Source organism: Bacillus cereus group sp. MS39 (genome assembly GCF_040448665.1).
Taxonomy (GTDB): Bacteria; Bacillota; Bacilli; order Bacillales; family Bacillaceae_G; genus Bacillus_A; species Bacillus_A wiedmannii.
This window is the reverse complement of record NZ_CP123058.1, coordinates 3,963,135-3,985,860: the sequence shown is the minus strand read 5'-3', so window position 1 is coordinate 3,985,860 and position 22,726 is coordinate 3,963,135. Positions and strand designations below refer to the sequence as shown.

The window sequence follows — 22,726 nt, the reverse complement described above, 5'->3', positions numbered from 1 at the left end:
TTAATAAAAACCAAATCAAATTGATAAAGTAGAAGAGAGGAAGATTATAATGAAACAATCTTTATTCGGACGTGTACGCGATGCAATTTTAGCAGATTTTCATAATGTGTTAGATGAGAAAGAAAGAAAAAATCCAATCACGATGTTAAACCAATATTTACGCGATAGTGAGCGTGAAATAACAAAAATTGAGAAGTTAATTGAGCGCCATAAAACATTAAAATCTAATTTCGCTCGTGAGCTTGAGCAAGCACGTTATTTCGTTAATAAAAGATCAAAGCAAGCGATCGTCGCTCAAGAAGCAGGCGAATTACAACTACATGAGCGTGCGTTACAAGAAGTAGCGTATTATGAAGGGCAAGTAACTCGATTAGAAGAAATGTATGCAGGTGTTGTAGATCAAATTGATGAGTTAGAGCGTCGTCTTGCTGAGATGAAAAATAAATTAAAAGAAATGCACGCAAAACGTATGGAATTAATGGCACGTGAAAATATGGCACATGCAAATCGTCGTATGAATACAGCGATGCATAAAATGGATGAAAATAATCCGTTCTTACGCTTTGAAGAAATTGAAGATCATATTCGCGACTTAGAATCTCGTATAAATGAGGAGCATGAACGTGACACATTTGATATGAAGATTGCAAAGCTTGAGCGTGAAATGAAAGAGAAGAATGATGTATCGTTAACGAAAGAGTTAACAAAATAATAGTAGTATATTATAAAACAGGCTTATGATATAGTGATAGGAGAAAAGGTGTTGGAAAGCAATGCCTTTTCTTCTATGTATATGTAACAAGAAGGGGGGAGCTGAAATGAAGAAACAATTTTCAAAAACACAATTAATGGGGATGCTCCTCATCATATTTGGATTCGGTCTTTTTCTTGATATGATACTTGGACATTTTGAACCAGGTGGTCTCATTTTTGCATTTATTATGCTTATGTTTGGAAGGCATTATCGTAAGAAAAATCGTTATGTAAGGGGAAATGTCTTTTTATTTGTTGGTGGTATCGTATTTTTATTCTTCTTATTTTCATCAGCAGCATTTGTTCTTGTCGTCTTTGCTTGTTTAGCTTTAATTGGTTATCAATTGATTCAACAAGGACATCAGAAAAAAGCAATGAAGGTTGAAATTAAAGAACAAGGATATATAGATGAAGAGAAGCAAATTTATCGTACAGAACCATATTTAAAAAACATGTTTGTAGGTAATGTGCGAATGATGGATCATATTTATGAACTTGAGGATATTAATGTTCAATATGGTGCTTGTGATGTGGAAATAGATTTAACAACTGCTATGATTCCAGAAGGAGAAACGGTAATTGTTATCCGAGGTATCGTTGGTAATATTCGTTTATACGTGCCATATGATATTGAGCTGTCTTTAAATCATTCTGTTATTGTCGGACGTGTGCTCCTGCCAGGACATGAAGAGACAGGATTTAATCGTAATGTTACATTTAGAACAGAGCAGTATAAAGAAGCTCCTCGTCGTATTAAAATTATTTCTTCGCTTGTCGTAGGCGATACGGAAGTGAGGAAAGTATAATGAAGAAACAAAAAAATATTTCGTGGATGTATATTCGTTATTCTATGTTGTCTTCTGTTAGTATCGCACTCATTTGTACAATTGTATATGTATGGAAAAGCGAGCAACAAGTGTATGATTTATTATGGAAGGAATCCATCGCTTCTGTTCCAATTGGCTTGTTTATTATGACTACAAGTTTACTTATCGGGGGAATTGTAGGGTATGCAATCGGTTACTATATAGAGCAGCGTATACAAGGATTAAATACTTTTCTATTTGAAGTGGAGCGAGGGAATTTTCCGAGCGATGTTTCGTTTACTGCAGATGATGAATTTCATGAAGTAGAACGAAAAGTAATCGGTCTTGCTCGTCGATTAGAGGAGCAAGCTGGACTCTTTCAAAAAGTAACGAATGAACGAGCTCATTGGAATGAAGAGATGAGACAAGAAGCGATATCCCAAGAAAGGCATCGATTGGCGAGGGAGCTGCATGATTCTGTAAGTCAGCAGCTTTTTGCAATGTCGATGATGATGTCGGCTATTAATGAACAAGTAGCTGAAATTCCAGAAACGACAAACAAGCAGTTGCAGCTCGTTGAAAATATGGTTGTAAATGCGCAATCAGAAATGAGAGCATTGCTTCTTCATTTACGGCCTGTACAATTAGAAGGTAAGAAACTGACACAAGGTATAGAGGAATTATTGACGGAATTATCGCGAAAGCAACATATGAAAATTGAATGGCTAATCGAGCCAATAGAATTGAAAAAAGGTGTAGAAGATCATTTATTTCGTATTGTGCAAGAAGCTTTATCCAATACTTTACGACATGCGAAAGCGAAGAAAACGGAAGTACGTCTTCGGAAAATTGATCAATATGCAATTCTAAAAATTATTGATGATGGCGTTGGATTTGAAGTTGGAGTGAATAAGGCTGGTTCATATGGTTTAAGATCAATGCAAGAGCGTGTTCATGAAATTGGTGGGACATTAAAAGTACTTAGTTTCCCGGCTAAAGGGACGCAAATAGAAGTAAAAGTACCGATTATGATTGAGAGAGGGGGAGAATCATGATAAAAGTGTTACTTGTTGATGATCATGAAATGGTTCGAATGGGTGTATCAGCATATTTATCAACGCAGCCAGATATCGAAGTAGTTGGAGAAGCTGAAAATGGAAGAAAAGGTTCAGAGTTAGCACTGCAATTAAGACCAGATATTATTTTGATGGATCTTGTCATGGACGAGATGGATGGGGTTGAAGCAACACGTGCTATTATTCAGGAATGGCCAGAAGCGAAAATTGTAGTTGTAACGAGCTTTTTAGATGATGAGAAATTGTACCCTGTTATTGAGGCTGGAGCGACAAGTTATTTATTAAAAACATCAAGAGCAAGTGATATAGCAGACGCTGTACGAGCTACTTATGATGGAGAAACGGTATTAGAGCCAAAAGTTACTGGTAAAATGATGTCTCGTATGCGTCAGAAGAAAGAACAACCTTTGCACGAGGAGTTAACAGAAAGAGAGTCTGAAATTTTGTTATTAATTGCAGAGGGGAAAAGTAATCAAGAGATTGCAGATGAATTGTTTATTGCCCTCAAAACAGTAAAGACACATGTGAGTAATATTTTAAATAAGCTAAATGTCAGTGACCGGACACAGGCGGTTATTTATGCGTTTAGACATCAATTGACGAAATGATAAAGTGAAACTTTAATCAGTGGGGGGCTATCCCACTGATTATTAGTTTACGCCAAATTTTTTTATTGACGTCAATAAATGTAAGCGTTATCATTAAACTGTTAACAGTACATACAAAGGGGAGAGAGTGTATGTTAGTTCAAACGATATTTGGCATGGATAAGTCTAAAAAATTAGGGGATTATGTGAACGCATTACAAGCGCTTTGTGAACAATATAATGTTGAAACAGATAAAATTGCAATTGTTGAGGCGACAGAAGAGTACTATTTATTTTTAGTAAAGCAAGAAGATTGCTACGATGTTGTCAAAGTAGAAACAGTGGATACAAATATCGAATATTATACGAAAGCATATAAAATAAGCAGTTTTAATCATACTGCTTATCAAAAGTAAAAAACTCCCTTTCGGGAGTTTTTTAGGATGCTTTTACTTCGCGGGAATCGGTTATTAAGGGAACTTTTTTCGCACCGCTTAACTTAGCGATTGTAAGGCCGATAATAGCCCCGGCTAATGCTGGTATTAGCCAGCCAATTCCTTCATTATATAAAGGGATAAATTCAAAATATGGTGTGATAAATGAAACTGAAATGCCACCTTGTTTTAATCCGTCAAATACGCTTACGATTGCTGCTCCAATTAAAGCACCTACATAAACAGAGCGATATCCACCGAAATATTTATGAAGTAACGATAGTAGAACGAGTACAATTGCAACTGGATATACAACAAGTAGAATTGGAACAGAGATGGCAATAATTTTCGTTAAACCTAAGTTGGCAACTAATAATCCTAACGCACAAATAATAATCGCGAACATTTTGTATGAAAATTTAGTCAATAATGTTGAGAAATATTGACTACACGCAGATACAAGTCCAACACAAGTCGTTAGACAAGCGAGTGTAACGATTAGAGATAATAGAAGTAAACCGTATGGACCGAATAATTGCTGTACGATAACAGTAAGTAATTGTCCGCCATTTTGTGCATATCCGAGCGAGACGCTAGTTGCACCGAGCCAGCCAAGTGCACCATATACAAGTACGAGACCAGTAGCGGCAATAAGTCCTGCTTTCGCTGTTGCGATGGCAATGGATTTACGATCACTCACACCTTTAGAGCGAATGGCATTTACAACGATAATTCCAAATGCAAGCGCAGAAATGGTATCCATCGTTAAGTATCCTTCCATAAAGCCTTTGAATATTGGAGAAGTTTGATACTCTTGCATCGCTGGTCCTGATTGCCCGAGTGGTGTAAATACACTTTTAACAAATAGTAAGAAAATAGAGAGTAATAAAATAGGTGTTAAAATATTTCCGATGCGATCGACAAGTTTAGATGGATTTAAACTAAGCCAAAATACGATAGCGAAGAAGACGACTGTGTATAAAAATAGTGCTAGGTTACTAGAACGAATTGTTTCTGGTAAGAAAGAACTAACACCCATTTCATAAGCGACATTTGCAACGCGTGGAATTCCCATAGAAGGACCGATTGCGATGTATACAACTACAGTAAAGAAAATTCCGAATAATGGGTGAACATGACTTGCGAGTTGTTGCATGCCGCTTCCTGATAAAGAAATTGCAATAACAGTTAATAATGGTAAACCGACTCCTGTTAGTAAAAATCCAATCATTGCCGGCCAAAAGTTTTCACCTGCATTTTGTCCAAGCATGGGAGGGAAAATTAAATTACCTGCCCCAAAAAATAAAGAAAATAGCATAAGACCCGTGAAAAAAATATGTTTTTTTGATACAGTGTTCATTGTTTTTCCTCCTTTTTTAAATTCATTTGTAAGAACACAAAAACTCGTCCCTAAAGAAAGGGACGAGTTATATTTACCCGCGATACCACCCTAATTTATACATGTAGAAATGAGTCTATATGTATACGGCTTTACAACGTACAACATGATACGTGTTCCTTGTAACGGGGGACAGCCGGTAAGAACTTACTGTAACATTCGGTTCTACTTCTCGGAGATGATTTTCGGTTACGCACTGAACGTTGGCTTTCAGCAAATCGCCAACTCTCTGGGGGACAGTCCTATAACGTACTCGTTCTCGTCAATGAATTTTTATTCAAGTATTCTGACAGTATTGTCACATGTTTTTTTTTGAAAGTCAACATTTTTTTGAAAGATGTATTTATATATGGAAATATCGAATGTGATATTCGTTATTGTAAAGGGAATGGTGAATTGTAAAACGGGAGTAAAAAGTTGTAGAGAATTGTAAAACTTATAGAGAAAGTTGATATTTATAGGAGTAAAGAAGGTATTGTTTGAATTTACAGAGAATAATACAACAATCCACTTGCTGGAAAGAACAAACCAAAAGAGGTGACTGGAATGCTTGCGATGGGAGTATTATTTGGCATTATTGCTATAATTGGTTTTATGTGGTTATATTATTCGCGTTCGTTTAAACAAGCAGAAGTTTTACTCTTTCAAAAAGGTAGTTTGTTGACAAATCAGTCTAGATATTTAGTATGTCCGAAGTGTGGAAGTGCACAGGCCAGAAGTGGAGGATATCAAGAGTGTTGCAAAATTAGATTATGAAAGAAGGAAGCCTCACATTATGTTGTGAGGCTTCCTTCCTTACAATTTCATGGCGCTCCAAATTGTCCACCGATCTCTTTCGATAATAGGAGAGATACTTTGTAATGCGGTCTGGATCTGTTGTAGAAGTTGAGAAAGTTCATGATCTGTTAATTCATATAGAATGGATCGACCTGTTCGAGGTGATAAATCTTGTAGCAATGCTTCTACAGAATCATGTATTTTTCGTACTTCCCATTGTGTTTGAGAGGGGAACACGTGAAGAAAATGTTTTTGTAATTCTTGCTGTATCGTGGTGGTTTTTGGCCGCCTTTTTGATTCTATTTCAATGAGTTTTGGAAAGGTAGAGAAAAAATATCCACGAATGTGTTCGGGGCTTCCAGGAATTGTACAATCTTCAATAGTTCGGTCTTGTACAATAAGTACACCGTTTTTCTTTAATATACGAGAAGCTTCACGTAGAAATGTAGGAATGTCTTGTAAATGATGAATCACTGCGCGCGAAATAACAATGTCGAATGTATCATTAGGATATGGGACGCTATGTGCATCACCGTGAATGAATGAAATATTTGGAAAGCCGCTACAATTTTCTTTTGCAGCTTGTAATATTTCTTTTGAAAAATCAAGTCCAATGACATTTTTGGCCCCCATAAGAGCAAGTTCTTTCGTATAAATCCCGCCACCACAGCCGATATCAATTATTTGCTTGTTTTGTATATTTGTAATACTTTTTATCATTTCTCCCCAAGAAATATGGGCGTTTCGCTGTGCGTATGTGTATTTATTATTTGCATCGTGAAAATTAATGGACATGAAAAAGACCTCCTTTCAATACTTAGTATAGCGTATTTTATAGTGTGTCACGTTTTTGTTTTTTATATGAAGAGTATAAGAATTTCTTATTGTAAAAGGAGGATTAAGTTGAAAAGGAAATATGTATTATTGTTATTTGCTATGTTACTAGCGTCTTGTGGTCAAGTAGAGCAAAAAAAAGAAACAAAAAAAGTGGAAGAGACGGTGAATGAAGTGAAAGAAACGATAGGGGTAACCGTTATACCAAAAAAACATAAAGAGAAAAAGTTACAGGAATCAGAAGCTAAGTTAGTAATAGACATTATAGATAAAACGGAAAAACAAGAAGTAACAGGTAGTTTTGGTGAACCGGAATATGAAATACAAATTAATAGGGGTGGAAAAAAAGAAACATATTATGCATGGCTAAGAGGAGAAGACAGAAGAGGATGGATACAATATAAAAAAGCTATGTATATGCTGAATAAAAAAGATACAGAAAAGCTTTTGGCTATATTTCCAAATATTTTAGAACAAAAAGAAGATGAGATGCAGGTAGGTCCTTTAACGGAAGTAACAAAAAAAGATTTGCAGATTACTGCGTTTCATATTAAAGCAGGCGATCAAAAAGTGAATTATACGGTGCGGTATACGATTTCACAATCACTATACAACAAGTTAGAGAAGGAACAAGAGTATTATTTACAAGTCGTTTTCCCAGAAAAAGTTCAAAAATTAATTGGAGCAAAAGAGAGTGAAAAAATTTCAGGTGAAAAGGTAAAGGAAGGGTATAAACAATATGAATTGCATGCTACTGTTCCGGTAAAAGATGCTTCAGAATCACAATTAAAGTCATTAGAAACATATTATGAAAATTATGATTTGAAAATATTAAATAGCAAAAAAGAAAAAATAGGTGTTTTTCAAAATATCATTCAAATTGTTAAAGAGTATGGTGAAAAAATGGATTTACAAAGATAAAATGAAACTTTAATTAGCCCTTACGGATCGGGATGAAGGTAATTAGTAAAGTTTATATGGCCTTTCCTAGGAAATGATAATAGAGAGGGGAAACCCCCCTCTCTATTACTTTGCTTTTGCAGAGGGCTCATTCATTGATTTTCGTGTAATAAGAAAAGAAATCATAAGAGCGGAAAGGATGACAAGGGCAATAAATACGTGATTGGGCAACAAATCTAATAATAATACGTAACTAACGGTATAAAAAATAAGAGTTGAAGCTAAAAACGATAGAGCGCCTATTATGAGAGATTGTAAATTCATTTGCAAACACCTCCTTATATTTATATTTTTGGCTAAAAATGGATTAAATAAACATTATTTCTAACGATAGAAAAAAATATGTCATAATAGAGAAAAGAATAGTTTTGATGAATAAATATGATTCATTAATGAGAGATAAAGGAGAGGAATATGAAAAATAATAAAAAAGGATTATGGGGAATTATTGTTGCAATAGGGCTATTTTTACTTTCTAAGTTAAAGTGGGTATTTGCAATTTTTAAACTAGCAAAGTTTTCAACGGTATTTAGTATGTTTCTATCACTTGGAGCATACGCGGTTATATATGGTTGGAAATTTGGGGTAGCGCTCATTTATTTGTTGTTTATTCATGAAATGGGCCATTTATGGGCTGCGAAAAGAAAAGGTATACCAACATCGCCAGCAATATTTATTCCATTTATGGGCGCTCTTATTGGGATGAAAGAGATGCCGAAAAATGCAAAAGATGAAGCTTACATCGCCTTCATGGGACCTCTTTTCGGATTGTTGTCATTTTTACCTGCGATTCCACTTTATATAATAACGAAAGAGCCATTTTGGGCATTAATTATTTTACTTGGAAGTATGATTAACTTCTTTAACTTGATTCCGGTTTCTCCATTAGATGGTGGACGAATTATCTCAGTTGTAAGTACAAAGATTTGGGGAGCGGGTCTTATTGTATTGCTCTGTTATGCCATTTACTTTAAAAGTATTTTGGGAGGATTTATTTTTATTATCGGCTGTATGGAATTATATAGAGTAATAAAGAGAGATGAGCCAATTAAGGAATTAGGATATAGAATTGATGGAATGAAAGAATATGTTGCAAGACTTGAAGAGGAGTTAAAAGAAACAGGTGCGGTGCATCGAAATATATATATGATGCAACATGAAATAAATATATTAAGGCAAAAAGAAAGAGAGAAAGAATTAAAAGTAGGAGAACTTCAAAAGATTGAAGTGTTAGAGCATCTTTTACCAAAGTTTGAGCCGCTTGATTACGTTCCATATGAAGATGAAAAAGAAACGCATACAATTCATATAAGAGAAGCATTTGAAATGTCAGAAAGAAAATTACAGGAATGGGAAACAGAAAAGAGACAACAGGAAAACTATTATAAAGTTGATATGAAAACAAAATGGACAGTCTTTGCTTGTTATATCGGATTAATGGCTATACTCGGTTACACAGCTTATGAAGGGTACATTGTTTTACAAGAACATTTACCAACGAGAAATGTATAGAAAAATATTGTCGAAATGATAGGAAGAATTTATACAGGAATTATATTTCTACGAGAGAATGTTACAAGTATAGTCATACATTGTAATATCTTTAGTAGAGAAGGAGTTCTGTATATGAAGAAATTGTTAATTGTATTCGGGATTATTATCGTAATGATCATTGCGAGCTATAGTCTTATGAAATTGCTATTACATTATGCGAATAAGCCTGCTGAGGTAAGTACAATAGCTCAAATAGAAGATGTGCAAGAAGAGACAAAAGTGCTAGATTTTATTCGTATGACGCATGAAAGTTATAATAATTTCTTAAATTACGGTAAAGCAGAGAATTATACAGAAGGGGACTGGAACCAATTTAAACAATGGTTTCAACAACAAGAATCATCTTTAAAAAATATACATACAGAAATAAAGAATGAAAAAATAAAACGTGATGTAAATAGAAGCTATGAAATTGTAAAAAAAGGTGTGGAACTTCAAAATATTGAGTATGTAGTTTATGCACATCGTGTATACCATGACTTAGATATTATAGTAAATAAATATAGAGGTGAAACGAACATCTGGGGGTATACAGAGTTTGGAGATGGAAAAGATATAAGGGTAATTGAACAAGCTATACAGTCCAAATAATAAGCTAGCTAGAAATTCTAGTTGGCTTATTTTCTTTTGTAAGTGCAATGTTCATATATTATTCACAAAAACACCGTGTTAATAGTGATTAAAATCACAATATGTACTATACAATTCAGTTAAACTAAAAACAGTTAAGGAAATAGAGGAGTGGGATACAATGTTAAGTGCAAAAACAATTGAAGTCGTAAAGTCAACAGTACCATTATTACAAGAAAAAGGCGTTGAAATTACAACGAGATTTTATCAAATTTTATTTTCGGAACATCCGGAGTTATTAAATATTTTCAACCATACAAATCAGAAAAAGGGAAGACAACAACAAGCGCTAGCGAATGCTGTTTATGCAGCTGCAACGTATATTGATAATTTAGAAGCTATTATTCCGGTTGTAAAACAAATTGGTCATAAGCATAGAAGTTTAGGTATTAAAGCAGAGCATTACCCGATTGTAGGTACATGTTTACTACGTGCAATTAAAGAGGTTGCAGGTGCACCTGATGAAGTTTTAAATGCATGGGGAGAAGCTTATGGTGTCATTGCTGATGCATTCATTAGCATTGAAGCAGAGATGTATGAAGAAGCGGCACATAAAGAAGGTGGATGGAAAGATTTCCGTAACTTTGTGGTTGTTAAAAAAGTTACGGAAAGCGACGTTATTACATCATTTTATTTAAAACCTGAAGATGGAGGGCAAGTTTCTTCATTCATCCCAGGACAATATGTAACGATTCAAATAAATATAGAAGGTGAAACGTATACACATAATCGTCAATATAGTTTATCAGATGCTCCTGGAAAAGAATATTATCGTATTAGTGTAAAGAAAGAAAAAGGTGTAGATACAACGGACGGTAAAGTATCTAACTACTTACACGATCATGTAGCAGAAGGGGATATGTTACCAGTAAGTGCACCAGCAGGAGATTTCGTATTAAATATGGATTCAACATTACCAGTTGTGCTAATTAGTGGTGGAGTAGGTATTACACCAATGATGAGTATGCTAAATACATTAATTGAACAAAACTCAAAACGTAATGTATGTTTTGTTCATGCAGCGATAAATAGTAATACACATGCAATGAAAGAACACGTTGAGGCAGTAGATAATGAATACGAACAAGTTAAAGCATACACTTGCTATTCTGCACCAACTGAAAAAGATTTGGAAATGAAGAACTTTGATAAAGAAGGTTTCATTGAAGCTGAATGGTTACAAACTATTATTCCGACAACTGAAGCAGAATTTTATTTCTGTGGTCCCGTACCATTTATGAAGCATATAAATGCTGCACTAACTAATTTAGGTGTGGAACAAGAGCATATTCATTATGAATTTTTCGGTCCAGCAGCAAGCTTACAATAGATGAAGTTTGAAATAAGTAAAAAACGAGGTATTATTTTACCTCGTTTTTTATTTGTTCTCGTAACAGCCGATTTACCGTTTCACGGCGTATACCTATGAGTTGACCGATTTCAGTTTGTGTTAATATTTCATATATAGGAATGTCACCTAAATATAGTGTGAACCATTCTTGTAAACGATGTAGACGTTCTTTCGGAGAGACGGTTGTCAATTGATCGATACGCTGTTGCATCATTCTTAATTTTGATTGTAGTTGCATAGCAATATTTGCATATGATGCAGGATTTGCCTGAAGTTGATCGTACCATTCATTACTAATTATAGGTTCAACTTCTGTTTTCATTAAAGCGATTGCTGTACCGTGATATTCCTTCGGTGAAATTAAAGAATGGTGAGGTATCGTTTCACCTGGAACGATAATGTTGAATAGAAATGGTGTTCCATCTTTTTCTATCCGTACTACTTTTAATAAACCTGTTTTTATAAAATATAAAGGACCGTCCTCGCCTTGACGGAATAGTACATCTCCTTTGTGTAGAATCAATGTTAGCCCCCCATTTAAACATTTCTATTTCTTCTATTTTAGCGTATATGTATAAAGACAATATGCTTTTAAATAGCAATTTCATTGACGAAATATATGCTATTACAGTAGTATACTATTTAGTGTGTAATAGTACTAGCAATGAATACGCTGTAGGGGGTTTAGTATATTGTTAGATGCGATAAAAATGACGGATATGAGAATTCCGGCGAATGCTATCATTCATGTAGAAGAGATGAAAGGTGGAGTCGTGTTATCCGTTGAAGTAGACGGCCAAATTATTTATACGATGGCTTATGATGAAGAAACAGATAGTTATGCTGAATTATATGATCGAAACGATAAGAGGGCGTGCCAAGTACATGAGGATTTTATGGGATGGTCACTTCTTCACTAAAAAAGATGTCAATATGACATCTTTTTTTATTAAAACGATAGAATATACAAAGAAATGAAATATAAGGATAAAATTTGTAATAAATGATTTTGCATTGTTAGCACTTTGTAACTGCAAGGGAATTATTTTTTCGCTATCATAAAGATAACAGTCGCAGTTATAGGAGTGGTCAACTTGAAGAAAGTACATATTTCCAACTATATGTTATTATGTGTTTGTTTAATTTTATTTGTTCTCTTAGGAGGATTTTTATATTCATGTGTATAAGAAAAACGCATTCTAAAAAGAACGCGTTATAAAAAAGAAGTAATGATTAATCTAGTTCCGAGAATAATTAATGTGATACGTAATAAATTAATTACGGCATTACCACTTAATTTTGTATTAATATAAGCCCCGATTTTCCCGCCAATCCATGCACCAGGAATAAGAATTAATGCGTAAACCCAGCTGACATTTCCAAGGGAGATGTGAGTTGCAGAACTTACAATTGCTGATAAAAATACGATAAACATCGAAGTTGCTACAGCAATATGTGCTGGGAATGCAAAAAGTAGCATCATTGCTGGAACAAGTAAGGCACCGCCGCCAATTCCAAATAATCCAGATATAAAACCAACTATAAAGGCGATAAAGATTGCGAGAAGCGGTGGAAATTGATAGTGTACAGTGTTTCCTTCGTTATCTGTAAAAGAACGCTTAATTACCGTCATATTTGATAAAGAAAGGGGGTTTAATTTGTCTCGTAACATAAGAAGAATGGAGACAAAAATAAGGAAAATCCCAAAATATAAAGAAAATGTATCTTGGTTTAAAAATTTGTTTGCCCACGAGCCGATGATACCACCAGGGCCACTCCCGATAAATAAAATAAGTCCACTTTTGTAATCTACTCGTTTATGCTTCATATAAGTAAGGGTGGAAGATAGTCCTGTAAAAACGACTGTTACCATTGAAGTTCCTACTGCAAGTTGTGGTGATAGACTGTGTAATCCGATTAATAACGGAACAATAATAATTCCGCCACCAAGCCCGACTAGACTCCCGACTGTCCCGGCGATTAACCCGATGAAAAGTAACATGATGTATTCCAAAATTGCCAACTCCTCTATATAACTTATCCACCAATTATTATACACGCTTTTTAATAAGAAAAAGGTTTGTTCACAAAAAAGTCGTCTTCCTAGAAAAATAAGGAAGACGACTTTTAATTAAAAGATTAAGTGTAATAAAGCGAAAAATAATGCAGCTAACGAAGCTGAAATAGGAAGTGTAATAACCCATGTAATTAACATGCGTTTTGCAGTTCCCCATTTTACACCTTTCACACGATGTGAAGCACCAACCCCTAAAATAGAAGAAGAGATAACGTGCGTTGTACTAACCGGTAAGTGAATGAATGTTGCGCCGAAAATAACAAGTGATGATGATAAATCAGCAGCTACACCATTTACAGGACGAATTTTCATAATTTGTCCACCGACAGTTTTAATAATTTTCCATCCGCCAACAGAAGTACCAAGACCCATTGCGATTGCACAACATAATTGTACCCAGAACGGGATGTCGTCAGAAGTATGATAGTTATTGGCCATAAGAGCCATCGTAATGATTCCCATTGCTTTTTGTGCATCATTCGTACCATGTGTATAAGCTTGTAATGCTGCAGTGAAAATTTGGAATAAACGGAAGTTTTTGTTCGTTTTCGTTAAATTAAAGTTTTTAAAGACCACTTTAAAAATACTGTATACGATATAACCAATAACAAAAGCGATAATCGGTGAAATGATTAAAGCTTCAAGAATTTTTATGAACCCTTTAAGATTTAACGAGCTAATACCGGCAGCAGCGATAGCTGCACCTGCGATTGAGCCGATAATTGCATGCGAAGAACTACTTGGAATACCGTAGTACCAAGTAATTAAATTCCAAGCTATTGCCGCAAGCAAAGCAGCTAAAATTACAAGCGAACCATTTTGCAAGGCAAATGGATCAACGATATCTTTTGTAATCGTTTTTGCTACACCTGTAAATGTCATCGCACCTAAAAAGTTCATAATAGCTGCCATAATAATTGCATGTCTAGGCTTTAGAGCTTTCGTTGAAACAGCCGTTGCAATAGCGTTTGCTGTATCGTGAAATCCATTGATAAAGTCAAAAGCTAAAGCGCAAATGACTACTAAAACGGTCAGTATCAAGAGTGTATCCATGATCAAACTCCTTACGCGTTCTTCATAATAATTGTTTCTAATACGTTTGCAACGCTTTGGCAGCTATCCGCTACTTCTTCAAGCTCTTCGTAAATCTCTTTGTATTGAATAATCTTAATCGGATCTTTCTCACGAGAGAATAAGTGCTTAATTGCATGACGGCGAATATCATCACATTGTGATTCGTAATCCTTAATCTTAATCGCGTTCGTACGAATGTCGACTAACTTCTTTTTAGACAGTAGTTCAACAGAATTTGCAATCTCAATCGCACATTGATTAATTGCTTCAACGAATTTAATCATGTATTCATCAGCTTCTGTAATAGAATACATTTCGAATAGACCAGCACTATGATCTAATCCGTCTAATACATCATCCATACTCATTGCAAGTTGTAGGATGTCCTCACGTTCAATTGGAGTAATAAACGCTTTGTTTAGCTCCATAATGATTTCGTGAATAAATGAGTCACCTTTTGACTCATACTCTTTCATGCGCATAGAAAACTCTTTTAAATCGCTAGCATTTTTAATTTTATACTCCACGAAAAACTGCGCGCCTTCTTTTAAATTTTCTGAAACATTCATTAACATTTCAGAAAATTTATCTTTTTTTGATTTAAATACCATTATTAGTTACCCCCACAAAAGTAATATATGTAAAATATATTGGCTAATCAATTCTAACAAAAAACTGTCGTTTTTTAAAACATTTTATCGAAAAGTTTACAAAAACTTAACATAACTCTCATTGTTGTATTAATAATATTAATAATCAATAATGAATATCTTACTTGTAGAATGTCCTTTTCTTGCAAAAAGTATGAATGTGAAAGAAAAGCTTTACACTATAGGAACGACTACGTTATTATAATAAATTTAAAAGGAGGTATATTCTTCCTTTTGAAAAGAAGAGTGTAAACAAACGAAGGAAGTGAACGAATGAAATTGAAGAACACTCACTTAAAAAAAATGCAGGAGTGGTTCAACAAGAGGAAGAAATTTCGTAATTCATTAATTGTATTAGGGAGTTTACTCGCTACTCTATTTGTTGCTATAAATATAATAATTTCCATTCAAGACATATCTGAATTAAAACAAGCTGTTCCGCAACCGACCTTAATTTATGATGCAAATAATGAAGTTGCGACTAAATTAGCTTCTTCTAAAACAGAAGGTGTTAAAAGGAAAGATATTCCTGACATTATGGTTCAGGCAATTGTTGCAGTAGAAGATAAGGAGTTTTTTAACCATCACGGTATTTACTATAGTGGAATTATAAGTGCAGTTTTTAAAAATATTACAGCAGGAGAAGTTGTAGCAGGAGGAAGTACAATTACACAACAACTTGCGAAAAATGTATTTCTGACACAAGACCGCACATACTCTCGAAAAATAAAGGAATATTTTTTAACAAAAAAAATAGAGCGTACGTATACGAAAGATGAAATTATTGAAATGTATATGAACCAAATTTATTTTGGTGAAGGTGCTTGGGGTATAAAAAGGGCAGCTAAATCTTATTTTGATAAAGATGTAAAAGATTTAACGGTTTCAGAGGCTGCAACGATTGCTGGCTTGATTAAAGCACCGTCTGCGTATTCACCATATAAAAACTTTAATAAGTCAATCGAACGACGTAATGTTGTATTAAGTTTAATGAAAGAGCAAGGATATATTTCTGACGAACAGTATAATAAAGAAAAAGAGAGCGGTCTTGTGCTAAAACGTGGTGTGGATGATAAATACAAGGGGAAATACTCTCAATATGTAGATTATATTGTTAGGGAAGCTATGGACAAGTACGAATTAACACAAAATGAAATTTTAGCAGGTGGTTATCGTATTTACACAGAGCTTGATCCGAAAAAACAACAGGCTGTAGAAGACGTTGTGAATAATGAGAGTTATTTCAAAGATAATGGCTCAGACCAGCTTATGCAAACGGGTGTAGTTCTTATGAATCCAAAAACAGGTGGTGTACCAGCTTTAGTTGGAGGTAGAGGACCGTATCAGTTTTTACAGTTTAACCATGCAACCCAATTAAAAAGACAACCTGGCTCAACGTTAAAGCCTCTGGCTGTATATGTACCAGCTTTAGAGCAAGGGTATGAAGTATACGATATATTAAAAGATGAACCATTTAATATTAAAGAATATAAACCGCAAAATAGTGATCACACTTTTCACGGTGATGTGACAATGTATGAAGCCGTGGCAAAGTCGTACAATGTTTCGGCTGTTTGGCTATTGGAACAAATTGGATTGGATAAAGGATTGAAATCTTTAGAGCGATTTAGTATTCCATTAGTGCCAGAAGATCGTACGTATCCAATTGCTTTAGGCGGGATGCATGTTGGGACCTCTCCATTTGTAATGGCTCAAGCATACAGTACATTTGCAAATGATGGTGTCCAAGTGGAAGCTCATGCGATTAGAGAGATACAAAATGCTGAAGGTGAAACAATTGGAAAGTGGTATAAGAAAGAGACACGAGTGACGAGCGAGAAAATTGCTCAAAAGATGACATATTTATTAAAAGGTGTTGTCGAAAAGGGAACGGGCGAAAAGGCGAAAGTTAATAATGTTGATACGGCTGGTAAGACAGGAACTACTCAAATTGTAAATGGACCAAGCACCGGTGCAAAGGATTCATGGTTTGTTGGATACACACCAGATTTAGTAGGTGCGATTTGGGTAGGGTTTGATAAAACAGATAGCGATCATTATGTTCCAGGGGGGAGTCAAATTACGACGACAATGTTCCGGGATATTATGAAAAAAGCGAATGCCAATCCAGCTCAAAAAGCATTCCAGTTATCGCTCATATCTGAGGCTGATTATAAAAAACAATTGAATACAATAGAAGAGGAAAAACGAAGAAAAGAAGAAGAGAAGAGAAGAAAAGAAGAGGAACAGCAAAGAAAAGAAGAGCAACAAGAGTGGATTGATAAAGTGAAAGAATGGATTCCTTCATTTTGGTAAAAGAAAGAGGCGAATAACGAAATTCGCCTCTTTTTCGTATGAGAAATTAAGTGAACTTTTAATCGGTGGGAGGAGCTGTATCTATCTCTACGAGTTGTTAGCCCATATCAATTGGGATAAATAGTATTACTCGTTAAGTGTAACATTTGTACTGCCAAAGGATTGAGAATCGTATGTGACGATTATTTTTCCTTTACTAATAGGCTCGTAAAGTAATTCTTCTTCGTAATTACCATTGTTTTCATTGTGGATAGAAAGTGTGATTTCATCGATTTTTTTATTTGTATACTGATCTTTAATCGTTTCAGCAATTTGAAGTAACGCTTCGGAACTAGAAGCTTTCGTAATAAGCATTCCGTTTATAACCTTTTTTTCATTCTTTGTGGTATTGGAATAAGGGATGTTGCTTTGTTTTGTATACAAAAGTTTGTATGGAACAGTTTTTCTCTCTGCTTTTGATATAGTGGAATATTTTAGAGTTAAAAAAAATCCTACACATAAAATAATGCATACCATAAGAGAAAACCAAATGCGTATTAGTGACATAACTCTCATTTTCATCCCTCTTTCATATCTTTGACTTCACTATTTATCATACAAAATGAGGATTAAGATAGAGTAAATTTGAGGTAAAGAAACGTAAAGAAGGAGCACTTATCCTCCCAAATAAGTGCTCCTTTCTATATAAAGAGAGATTTAATGCACGGTTAAACGATACATATTATTATAAATATACTTATTGATTGAAAATTAGTAAATTCGGAATACGGATAGTGTTGCAGTCGTATCGCCTGTGTTAGGAATAGAAATAGTGTTTGCTGTAGGCTGTACAGCAATCGTTGTACCAGCTTGTAAAGTAACGATTGTAGAGAAAGAAACAGCACTACCGATAACGTTAGTTGAGAAGTTACGATTAGGTGGTTGGCCATTGAATGAAATACCGAATCCGAATGGTGAAGATCCTGGGAAAGTTGTAGACGCTGAGAAACTAATATCATATACGCCTGTTTCTAAAATTGTTAAAGTATCTGAAGTATCGTTGAAAGAGATATTAGTTAATTCAAAAACTTGATTGAATTGGATGTTTGTTCCAGGGGATATAGTTTGTGGATTTGAGTTTCCGATAGCTGCGATAGTTACAGGAATTGGAGTACCCGCGGCACCTGTTGCGCCAGTAGCACCTTGAGCGCCAGCCGGACCTTGAGCACCAGTAGCGCCAGCTGGTCCTTGAGCACCAGTAGCACCTTGAGGTCCAGTAGCCCCAGTAGCTCCTGTTGCTCCTCCTCCAAGGCAACCTGACCCGTATTGAACTAGGATAGTTTGGATCTCTGTTATGAGTTTAACTAGTTTGTCGATAGTGCAGCAATCTACTTTGAATAACTTAGCGATATACAATAAATAATTAAGCAAGCTTTGTAGCTCAACGTACAATGCTCCGCATGAGAAAGGTTTTGTTTTTAAAATAGTTAATAGATTAGCGATAATAGAATTTCCAATTTGTTTTTGTGCTGGAGATAAATCTAAGCAATTGAGGAATTTTTGTAGGTTATTTAGGGCAGCAATCAAGTTATCGATATTATTTTGAGAAGGGTTTTGAAAGACAGCTTGAATAGCTTGGCCAAGAGATTGAAGAAGTCTAACGAATTCTGTAAGTTCGGACTTAGAGATGTTAATATAACTACAAGCTCTGACTTCGCAACAATCATTACCATAAAATACTTTTCCTTTATTTTTATTGTTCCTCTTTTCATTCCTTTCTTTCATAGAATCAATAGTCGTTACTATATATTAAAATGAAATTTATACTAAATTCGTGATGGACAAACTACCATTTCTAAAAAAATAAGAAATCGGCCCTCTTAGCAAAAATAAGTAAGATAAAGAGAAAGTTTATATAATGTAAAGACGAAAAATTCAACATAAAAAACTGCATGCTAATTGTTGTAGGTATTTAACAATTGGCATGCAGTTTGTGGAGGAGTACCTCATTTGTAGTCATTTAATCTTTCAAGGGTTGTTTTAGGTAAAATTGGAATTGAAATAGTGAAAGTTGTACCATCTTGATTACTGGTCATTTTTAATGTACCGTTATGATTTTGAATAATTTTCTTCGTTACTGACAAGCCCAGTCCTGTGCCCGAATCTTTTGTTGAGAAGAATGGATCAAAGATATACTCTTGAATGGCTGTTGGAATACCAATTCCATTATCAGTGAAAGTAATACGAACAAAATTATCTAGACGATAACTAGTAATTTGGATAGAAAGTTTTTTTTCACCTTGAGCATCGACAGCATTCTGAAATAGGTTTAAAAAAACTTGTACAAGTTCATGACGATCAATATGGACTAATACATCATCTAATTCGGTAGAAAAATTATAATCAATTGAAATATTATGTAAAAAGACTTCACTAGCTAGTAACTGTTGAATATACTCACGTAAAAATGTATTAATAGGAAACGGTTCTCTTGTAAATTCGCGTGTTTTTGAAATAGCTAAAAATTTTGTAATAATACTATTTGCGCGGTCTAATTCGGGAATAAGTAAGTTTTTAAATAATTCTTTATTAGATGGAGAAACAGTTTCTTGTAAAAATTGTAAATAACCTCGTACGGTTGTAAGAGGATTACGTACTTCATGTGCAATCCCAGCTGCAATTCGCCCTGCTAAAGAAAATTTCTCTGCATCACGTTCTGTGTTTAAATAATGAAAGACACTAATAACTCTAAAAATCTCTCCGTTATAATCACGAATAATTCGGTTATTTAAAATGCCATAGTTTTTGTCTAAAACTTCTTCATTATATATTTCTGTTCCCGTCCTTAATGTTTCAAGAGCTTTAATTTTTTCTTCTGGCAATTGTAGTAATTGTTGAATTGGCTTTCCGATTATATCATTTCGTACTACACCAAAATCATCTGCTGCAGCTTGGTTACATAAAGTGATATTTCCTTTAGCATCAACAAAGGTTACATGATGTGAAAAAGCATCAAAAATATGAATGAAGTATGTTTCAAGTTGCTCAAATAAAAATAATGAATCGCAAGTAAGTTGAAAATCAGCCTCTTTATTTTCTTTTTTTATGTTTTGAATGGAATGAGTCGTTCTCGTTTTCTTTATTTGTAAACCAATATGTGGATTTTTGTATGTGAAATGATGTGGTAATTGATTCACAAGTTCTTCATAAAAACGTACTTTATTTTCTAATTCTTCTATTCGTTTTTCATGAGATACAATATCATCGTTTGGAAGCATAAATAAATAACCCCTCAATTTAAAAATTCTTCCATCTAGTATATCATATTTTTATACGGATACTCTGAAAGAAGGGGCTACTTAATAAAATTGATTAGCTGAAGTGTTCGGGAAGTGAGTAGAATGAATAGAAGGTGAAGTTAAAAAGGGAGGGATATATTTGCTTTTCATTGGAGTGACAGGGTGGGGAGATCATGATTCTTTATATATAGATCCCTATGAAAATAGAAATAAATTACGAACATATAGTGAGTATTTTCCTATAGTGGAAGTGGATAGTTCGTTTTATGCGATGCAACCTGCACGAAACTATACAAAATGGGCAATGGAAACACCGAAAGATTTTGCTTTTATAGTAAAAGCATATCAAGGAATGACAGGACATATGAAAGGTGAAATCCCTTTTTCTACGTTTGATGAGATGTTTGATGTGTACAAACAATCTATTCTGCCTTTAATAGAAGCTGATAAATTAAAAATGATTTTATTTCAATATCCACCATGGTTTGATTGTAAAAAGAAAAATGTGGATTTTCTTCGATATACGAAAGAAAAAATGGAAGGTTTACCGTGTGCCATAGAATTTCGAAATCAAACATGGTTTTATCCCGAAATGAAAGATAAGACGATACAGTTTCTAGAACATGAGAAATGGATTCATACCATTTGCGATGAGCCGCAGGCCGGGATAGGTTCGGTACCGCTCGTATTAGAAGTAACGAATGCAGAGATGGTGTTAATACGTTTTCATGGTAGGAATGTTCATGGGTGGCTTGATAAAGGGGAAAATTGGAGAGCGGTTCGTTGCTTATATCGCTACAACAATAAAGAATTAGAAGAATGGGTAGAAAGACTAGAGCAATTAAAAAAGAAGACAAAGGACATATATGTACTATTTAACAATAATTCGGGCGGAGATGCAGCGGATAATGCGAAACAGCTTATGAAAATGATGAACATTACATATGGTGAGCCGAAGCCTGAGCAATTAAATTTGTTTGAATGATAATAAACAAGAAAGGCACTGTACAAACAGGGGGAATGTACAGTGCCTTTCTATATGAAAAAGAGGGGTAACAATGTTACTGAGCGTTTGGTTGATTCATCAATTGTTGGCTTCGTAATAAATGATAATGGTTATCATTATCATTGTCAATAGTTTTCCGAAAAATAAATAATAAACTTTTTATGAGACATTAACGGGTAGGAAGATTCTTGATAAAAGGTTTGGCTGAAGCAAAGAAGTTTTTCGGGGGAGAATGCTAGTAAACTCCTAATAAAATATCAAAAAAAAGAACAGCAATTAATGCTGTTCTTTTCCAGTGACGAATTGTTGTAAATCAAAAGGAGTTATCGCTTGGATAAACTCTTTTGAGATAAGTGTTTGAACAAGAGTACTCTCAGAAATGGAAGCACCTGTTTTCTTTTCATAAGCTTGTTTTAATAAATCAAGTTTTTCAGCCGTTTCTTTCGGTAATTCAATTGTTAATGTGTTCATAATTTCTCCCCCTTACTATTAGAGTACCACTACAATATAGGAGAGACAAGAAAAGAGAATGTGAAACATAAAAAAGGTTACCATTTATAAATGGTAACCTTTTTTATGTATAAGAGTTATTAAGCAATACCGATATACTTTAAAGTTTTTGATGGAGTACTATGATCAAAGAAGTGTTGTAAAAATGCGATATCAACACCTGATTTGTATGCACAATATCCCCAAGTTTTTCGAAGTGTATGTGAGCTAATCCCTTCTAATCCAACTTCTTTTGCAGCTTTGTTTAAAATGTACCATGCATGTTGTCTCGTAATAGATTTTGTTCCTTTTTGAGACTTTAATAATGGTTCATTACGTTTCCAAGTTTTACGTTCTTTCATGTAGTCTTCGATCGCGTGCTGCAAGTCTTCATTTACAGCAAACCATTTATGTTTCTTTACTTTTTCATTGTAAAATAAAATGGAATGGCGAACATTTTCATGTTCATCGATTACATCACTAACTTTTAATTGTAAGATTTCACTTACTTTTAAGCCAGAATTTACAGCTAATACGAATAATAAGCCATCACGTTTCGAAGATTGTAAAAGTATATTTTTGATAGTTTCTAATTGTTTTTCATTTTGAATAGGTTGTCCTGCTTGTTTCATTTCACGCACTCTCCTCTTTTATGTGTGTAAAGGAAAGGATTAA

General features: G+C 34.4%; 25 protein-coding genes and 1 other annotated feature. Of the genes, 13 read left to right on the top strand and 12 right to left on the bottom strand.

What is annotated here, in order from left to right:
* Window positions 1-49: 49 nt before the first annotated feature.
* The 5 genes from QEP67_RS20650 (at window position 50) to QEP67_RS20630 (ending at window position 3,638) form a co-directional block, all read left to right on the top strand.
* Window positions 50-712, top strand: a complete 663-nt coding sequence (locus QEP67_RS20650) for a PspA/IM30 family protein (RefSeq protein WP_353706394.1) — start codon at window positions 50-52, stop codon at window positions 710-712.
* Between the two features lie 106 nt (window positions 713-818).
* Window positions 819-1,559, top strand: coding sequence for a cell wall-active antibiotics response protein LiaF (gene liaF, locus QEP67_RS20645; RefSeq protein WP_353706393.1), 741 nt, complete (start codon window positions 819-821; stop codon window positions 1,557-1,559).
* The gene (locus tag QEP67_RS20640; protein WP_000744323.1) at window positions 1,559-2,614 is read left to right on the top strand and encodes a sensor histidine kinase; all 1,056 of its coding nucleotides are present in this window, start codon (window positions 1,559-1,561) and stop codon (window positions 2,612-2,614) included. Before liaF ends, QEP67_RS20640 begins: the two co-directional genes overlap by 1 nt.
* Window positions 2,611-3,243 (top strand): response regulator transcription factor, encoded by a 633-nt coding sequence (locus tag QEP67_RS20635; RefSeq protein ID WP_000598709.1) that lies wholly within the window; start codon window positions 2,611-2,613, stop codon window positions 3,241-3,243. The genes QEP67_RS20640 and QEP67_RS20635 overlap by 4 nt, the downstream gene beginning before the upstream one ends.
* A 98-nt stretch (window positions 3,244-3,341) precedes the next feature.
* Window positions 3,342-3,638 (top strand): DUF3922 domain-containing protein, encoded by a 297-nt coding sequence (locus tag QEP67_RS20630; RefSeq protein WP_116329309.1) that lies wholly within the window; start codon window positions 3,342-3,344, stop codon window positions 3,636-3,638.
* 22 nt (window positions 3,639-3,660) lie between these two features.
* Here the strand turns inward: QEP67_RS20630 and brnQ are convergent, their stop codons facing one another.
* Window positions 3,661-5,016, bottom strand: a complete 1,356-nt coding sequence (gene brnQ, locus QEP67_RS20625) for a branched-chain amino acid transport system II carrier protein (RefSeq protein WP_001099180.1) — start codon at window positions 5,014-5,016, stop codon at window positions 3,661-3,663.
* Between the two features lie 55 nt (window positions 5,017-5,071).
* Window positions 5,072-5,330, bottom strand: a binding site (T-box leader).
* A gap of 271 nt (window positions 5,331-5,601) precedes the next feature.
* On the opposite strand from brnQ, the gene QEP67_RS20620 reads away from it, so the two are divergent.
* On the top strand, window positions 5,602-5,811 hold the full coding sequence (locus QEP67_RS20620; protein ID WP_000880630.1) for a hypothetical protein: 210 nt from the start codon (window positions 5,602-5,604) through the stop codon (window positions 5,809-5,811).
* A gap of 39 nt (window positions 5,812-5,850) precedes the next feature.
* Here the strand turns inward: QEP67_RS20620 and QEP67_RS20615 are convergent, their stop codons facing one another.
* Entirely contained in the window at window positions 5,851-6,627 is a 777-nt protein-coding gene (locus tag QEP67_RS20615) for a class I SAM-dependent methyltransferase (protein WP_061673451.1), read from the bottom strand.
* A 108-nt stretch (window positions 6,628-6,735) separates the two neighbouring features.
* Here QEP67_RS20615 and QEP67_RS20610 point away from each other — a divergent pair, with 108 nt between their 5' ends.
* Window positions 6,736-7,587, top strand: a complete 852-nt coding sequence (locus QEP67_RS20610) for a hypothetical protein (protein ID WP_353706392.1) — start codon at window positions 6,736-6,738, stop codon at window positions 7,585-7,587.
* A 105-nt stretch (window positions 7,588-7,692) separates the two neighbouring features.
* On the opposite strand, the gene QEP67_RS20605 is transcribed toward QEP67_RS20610, so the two are convergent.
* Window positions 7,693-7,890, bottom strand: coding sequence for a hypothetical protein (locus tag QEP67_RS20605; protein ID WP_001053356.1), 198 nt, complete (start codon window positions 7,888-7,890; stop codon window positions 7,693-7,695).
* 150 nt (window positions 7,891-8,040) lie between these two features.
* Between QEP67_RS20605 and QEP67_RS20600 the strand changes: the two genes are divergently transcribed.
* From QEP67_RS20600 to hmpA, 3 genes are all read left to right on the top strand, one after another.
* The gene (locus QEP67_RS20600; protein WP_000794473.1) at window positions 8,041-9,138 is read left to right on the top strand and encodes a site-2 protease family protein; all 1,098 of its coding nucleotides are present in this window, start codon (window positions 8,041-8,043) and stop codon (window positions 9,136-9,138) included.
* 114 nt (window positions 9,139-9,252) lie between these two features.
* A complete protein-coding gene (locus tag QEP67_RS20595; RefSeq protein WP_000734814.1) occupies window positions 9,253-9,771 on the top strand; it encodes a hypothetical protein in 519 nt (172 codons plus the stop codon).
* 160 nt (window positions 9,772-9,931) lie between these two features.
* The gene (hmpA, locus tag QEP67_RS20590; RefSeq protein WP_353706391.1) at window positions 9,932-11,140 is read left to right on the top strand and encodes an NO-inducible flavohemoprotein; all 1,209 of its coding nucleotides are present in this window, start codon (window positions 9,932-9,934) and stop codon (window positions 11,138-11,140) included.
* Between the two features lie 31 nt (window positions 11,141-11,171).
* Here the strand turns inward: hmpA and QEP67_RS20585 are convergent, their stop codons facing one another.
* A complete protein-coding gene (locus QEP67_RS20585; RefSeq protein ID WP_000600578.1) occupies window positions 11,172-11,684 on the bottom strand; it encodes a Crp/Fnr family transcriptional regulator in 513 nt (170 codons plus the stop codon).
* 169 nt (window positions 11,685-11,853) lie between these two features.
* Here QEP67_RS20585 and QEP67_RS20580 point away from each other — a divergent pair, with 169 nt between their 5' ends.
* Window positions 11,854-12,081: a hypothetical protein gene (locus tag QEP67_RS20580; protein ID WP_000882907.1), complete on the top strand. Its 228-nt coding sequence runs from the start codon at window positions 11,854-11,856 to the stop codon at window positions 12,079-12,081.
* A gap of 293 nt (window positions 12,082-12,374) precedes the next feature.
* On the opposite strand, the gene QEP67_RS20575 is transcribed toward QEP67_RS20580, so the two are convergent.
* The 3 genes from QEP67_RS20575 to QEP67_RS20565 form a co-directional block, all read right to left on the bottom strand.
* Entirely contained in the window at window positions 12,375-13,175 is an 801-nt protein-coding gene (locus QEP67_RS20575; RefSeq protein WP_000455764.1) for a sulfite exporter TauE/SafE family protein, read from the bottom strand.
* 117 nt (window positions 13,176-13,292) lie between these two features.
* Window positions 13,293-14,291: an inorganic phosphate transporter gene (locus tag QEP67_RS20570; protein WP_000380278.1), complete on the bottom strand. Its 999-nt coding sequence runs from the start codon at window positions 14,289-14,291 to the stop codon at window positions 13,293-13,295.
* A gap of 11 nt (window positions 14,292-14,302) precedes the next feature.
* Entirely contained in the window at window positions 14,303-14,923 is a 621-nt protein-coding gene (locus QEP67_RS20565) for a DUF47 domain-containing protein (RefSeq protein WP_000231446.1), read from the bottom strand.
* A 312-nt stretch (window positions 14,924-15,235) separates the two neighbouring features.
* Between QEP67_RS20565 and QEP67_RS20560 the strand changes: the two genes are divergently transcribed.
* Complete coding sequence (locus tag QEP67_RS20560; protein WP_000769264.1) at window positions 15,236-17,278, top strand: PBP1A family penicillin-binding protein; 2,043 nt, start codon at window positions 15,236-15,238, stop codon at window positions 17,276-17,278.
* A 126-nt stretch (window positions 17,279-17,404) separates the two neighbouring features.
* Here QEP67_RS20560 and QEP67_RS20555 read toward each other — a convergent pair whose 3' ends face one another.
* From QEP67_RS20555 to QEP67_RS20545, 3 genes are all read right to left on the bottom strand, one after another.
* Window positions 17,405-17,833, bottom strand: a complete 429-nt coding sequence (locus QEP67_RS20555; protein WP_353706390.1) for a hypothetical protein — start codon at window positions 17,831-17,833, stop codon at window positions 17,405-17,407.
* 195 nt (window positions 17,834-18,028) lie between these two features.
* Window positions 18,029-19,042, bottom strand: a complete 1,014-nt coding sequence (locus QEP67_RS20550) for a Gly-Xaa-Xaa repeat protein (protein WP_353706389.1) — start codon at window positions 19,040-19,042, stop codon at window positions 18,029-18,031.
* Between the two features lie 221 nt (window positions 19,043-19,263).
* A complete protein-coding gene (locus QEP67_RS20545) occupies window positions 19,264-20,535 on the bottom strand; it encodes an ATP-binding protein (protein ID WP_000937262.1) in 1,272 nt (423 codons plus the stop codon).
* 160 nt (window positions 20,536-20,695) lie between these two features.
* Here QEP67_RS20545 and QEP67_RS20540 point away from each other — a divergent pair, with 160 nt between their 5' ends.
* On the top strand, window positions 20,696-21,541 hold the full coding sequence (locus QEP67_RS20540) for a DUF72 domain-containing protein (protein ID WP_000897337.1): 846 nt from the start codon (window positions 20,696-20,698) through the stop codon (window positions 21,539-21,541).
* Window positions 21,542-21,838: 297 nt separating this feature from the next.
* On the opposite strand, the gene QEP67_RS20535 is transcribed toward QEP67_RS20540, so the two are convergent.
* Both QEP67_RS20535 and QEP67_RS20530 read right to left on the bottom strand, forming a co-directional pair.
* Window positions 21,839-22,033, bottom strand: coding sequence for a DUF3924 domain-containing protein (locus QEP67_RS20535; RefSeq protein WP_001094861.1), 195 nt, complete (start codon window positions 22,031-22,033; stop codon window positions 21,839-21,841).
* Window positions 22,034-22,152: 119 nt separating this feature from the next.
* Window positions 22,153-22,683 carry a tyrosine-type recombinase/integrase gene (locus QEP67_RS20530; RefSeq protein WP_000806231.1) on the bottom strand — a complete coding sequence of 177 codons (531 nt, stop codon included), beginning with the start codon at window positions 22,681-22,683 and terminating at the stop codon, window positions 22,153-22,155.
* Between the last annotated feature and the right edge of the window lie 43 nt (window positions 22,684-22,726).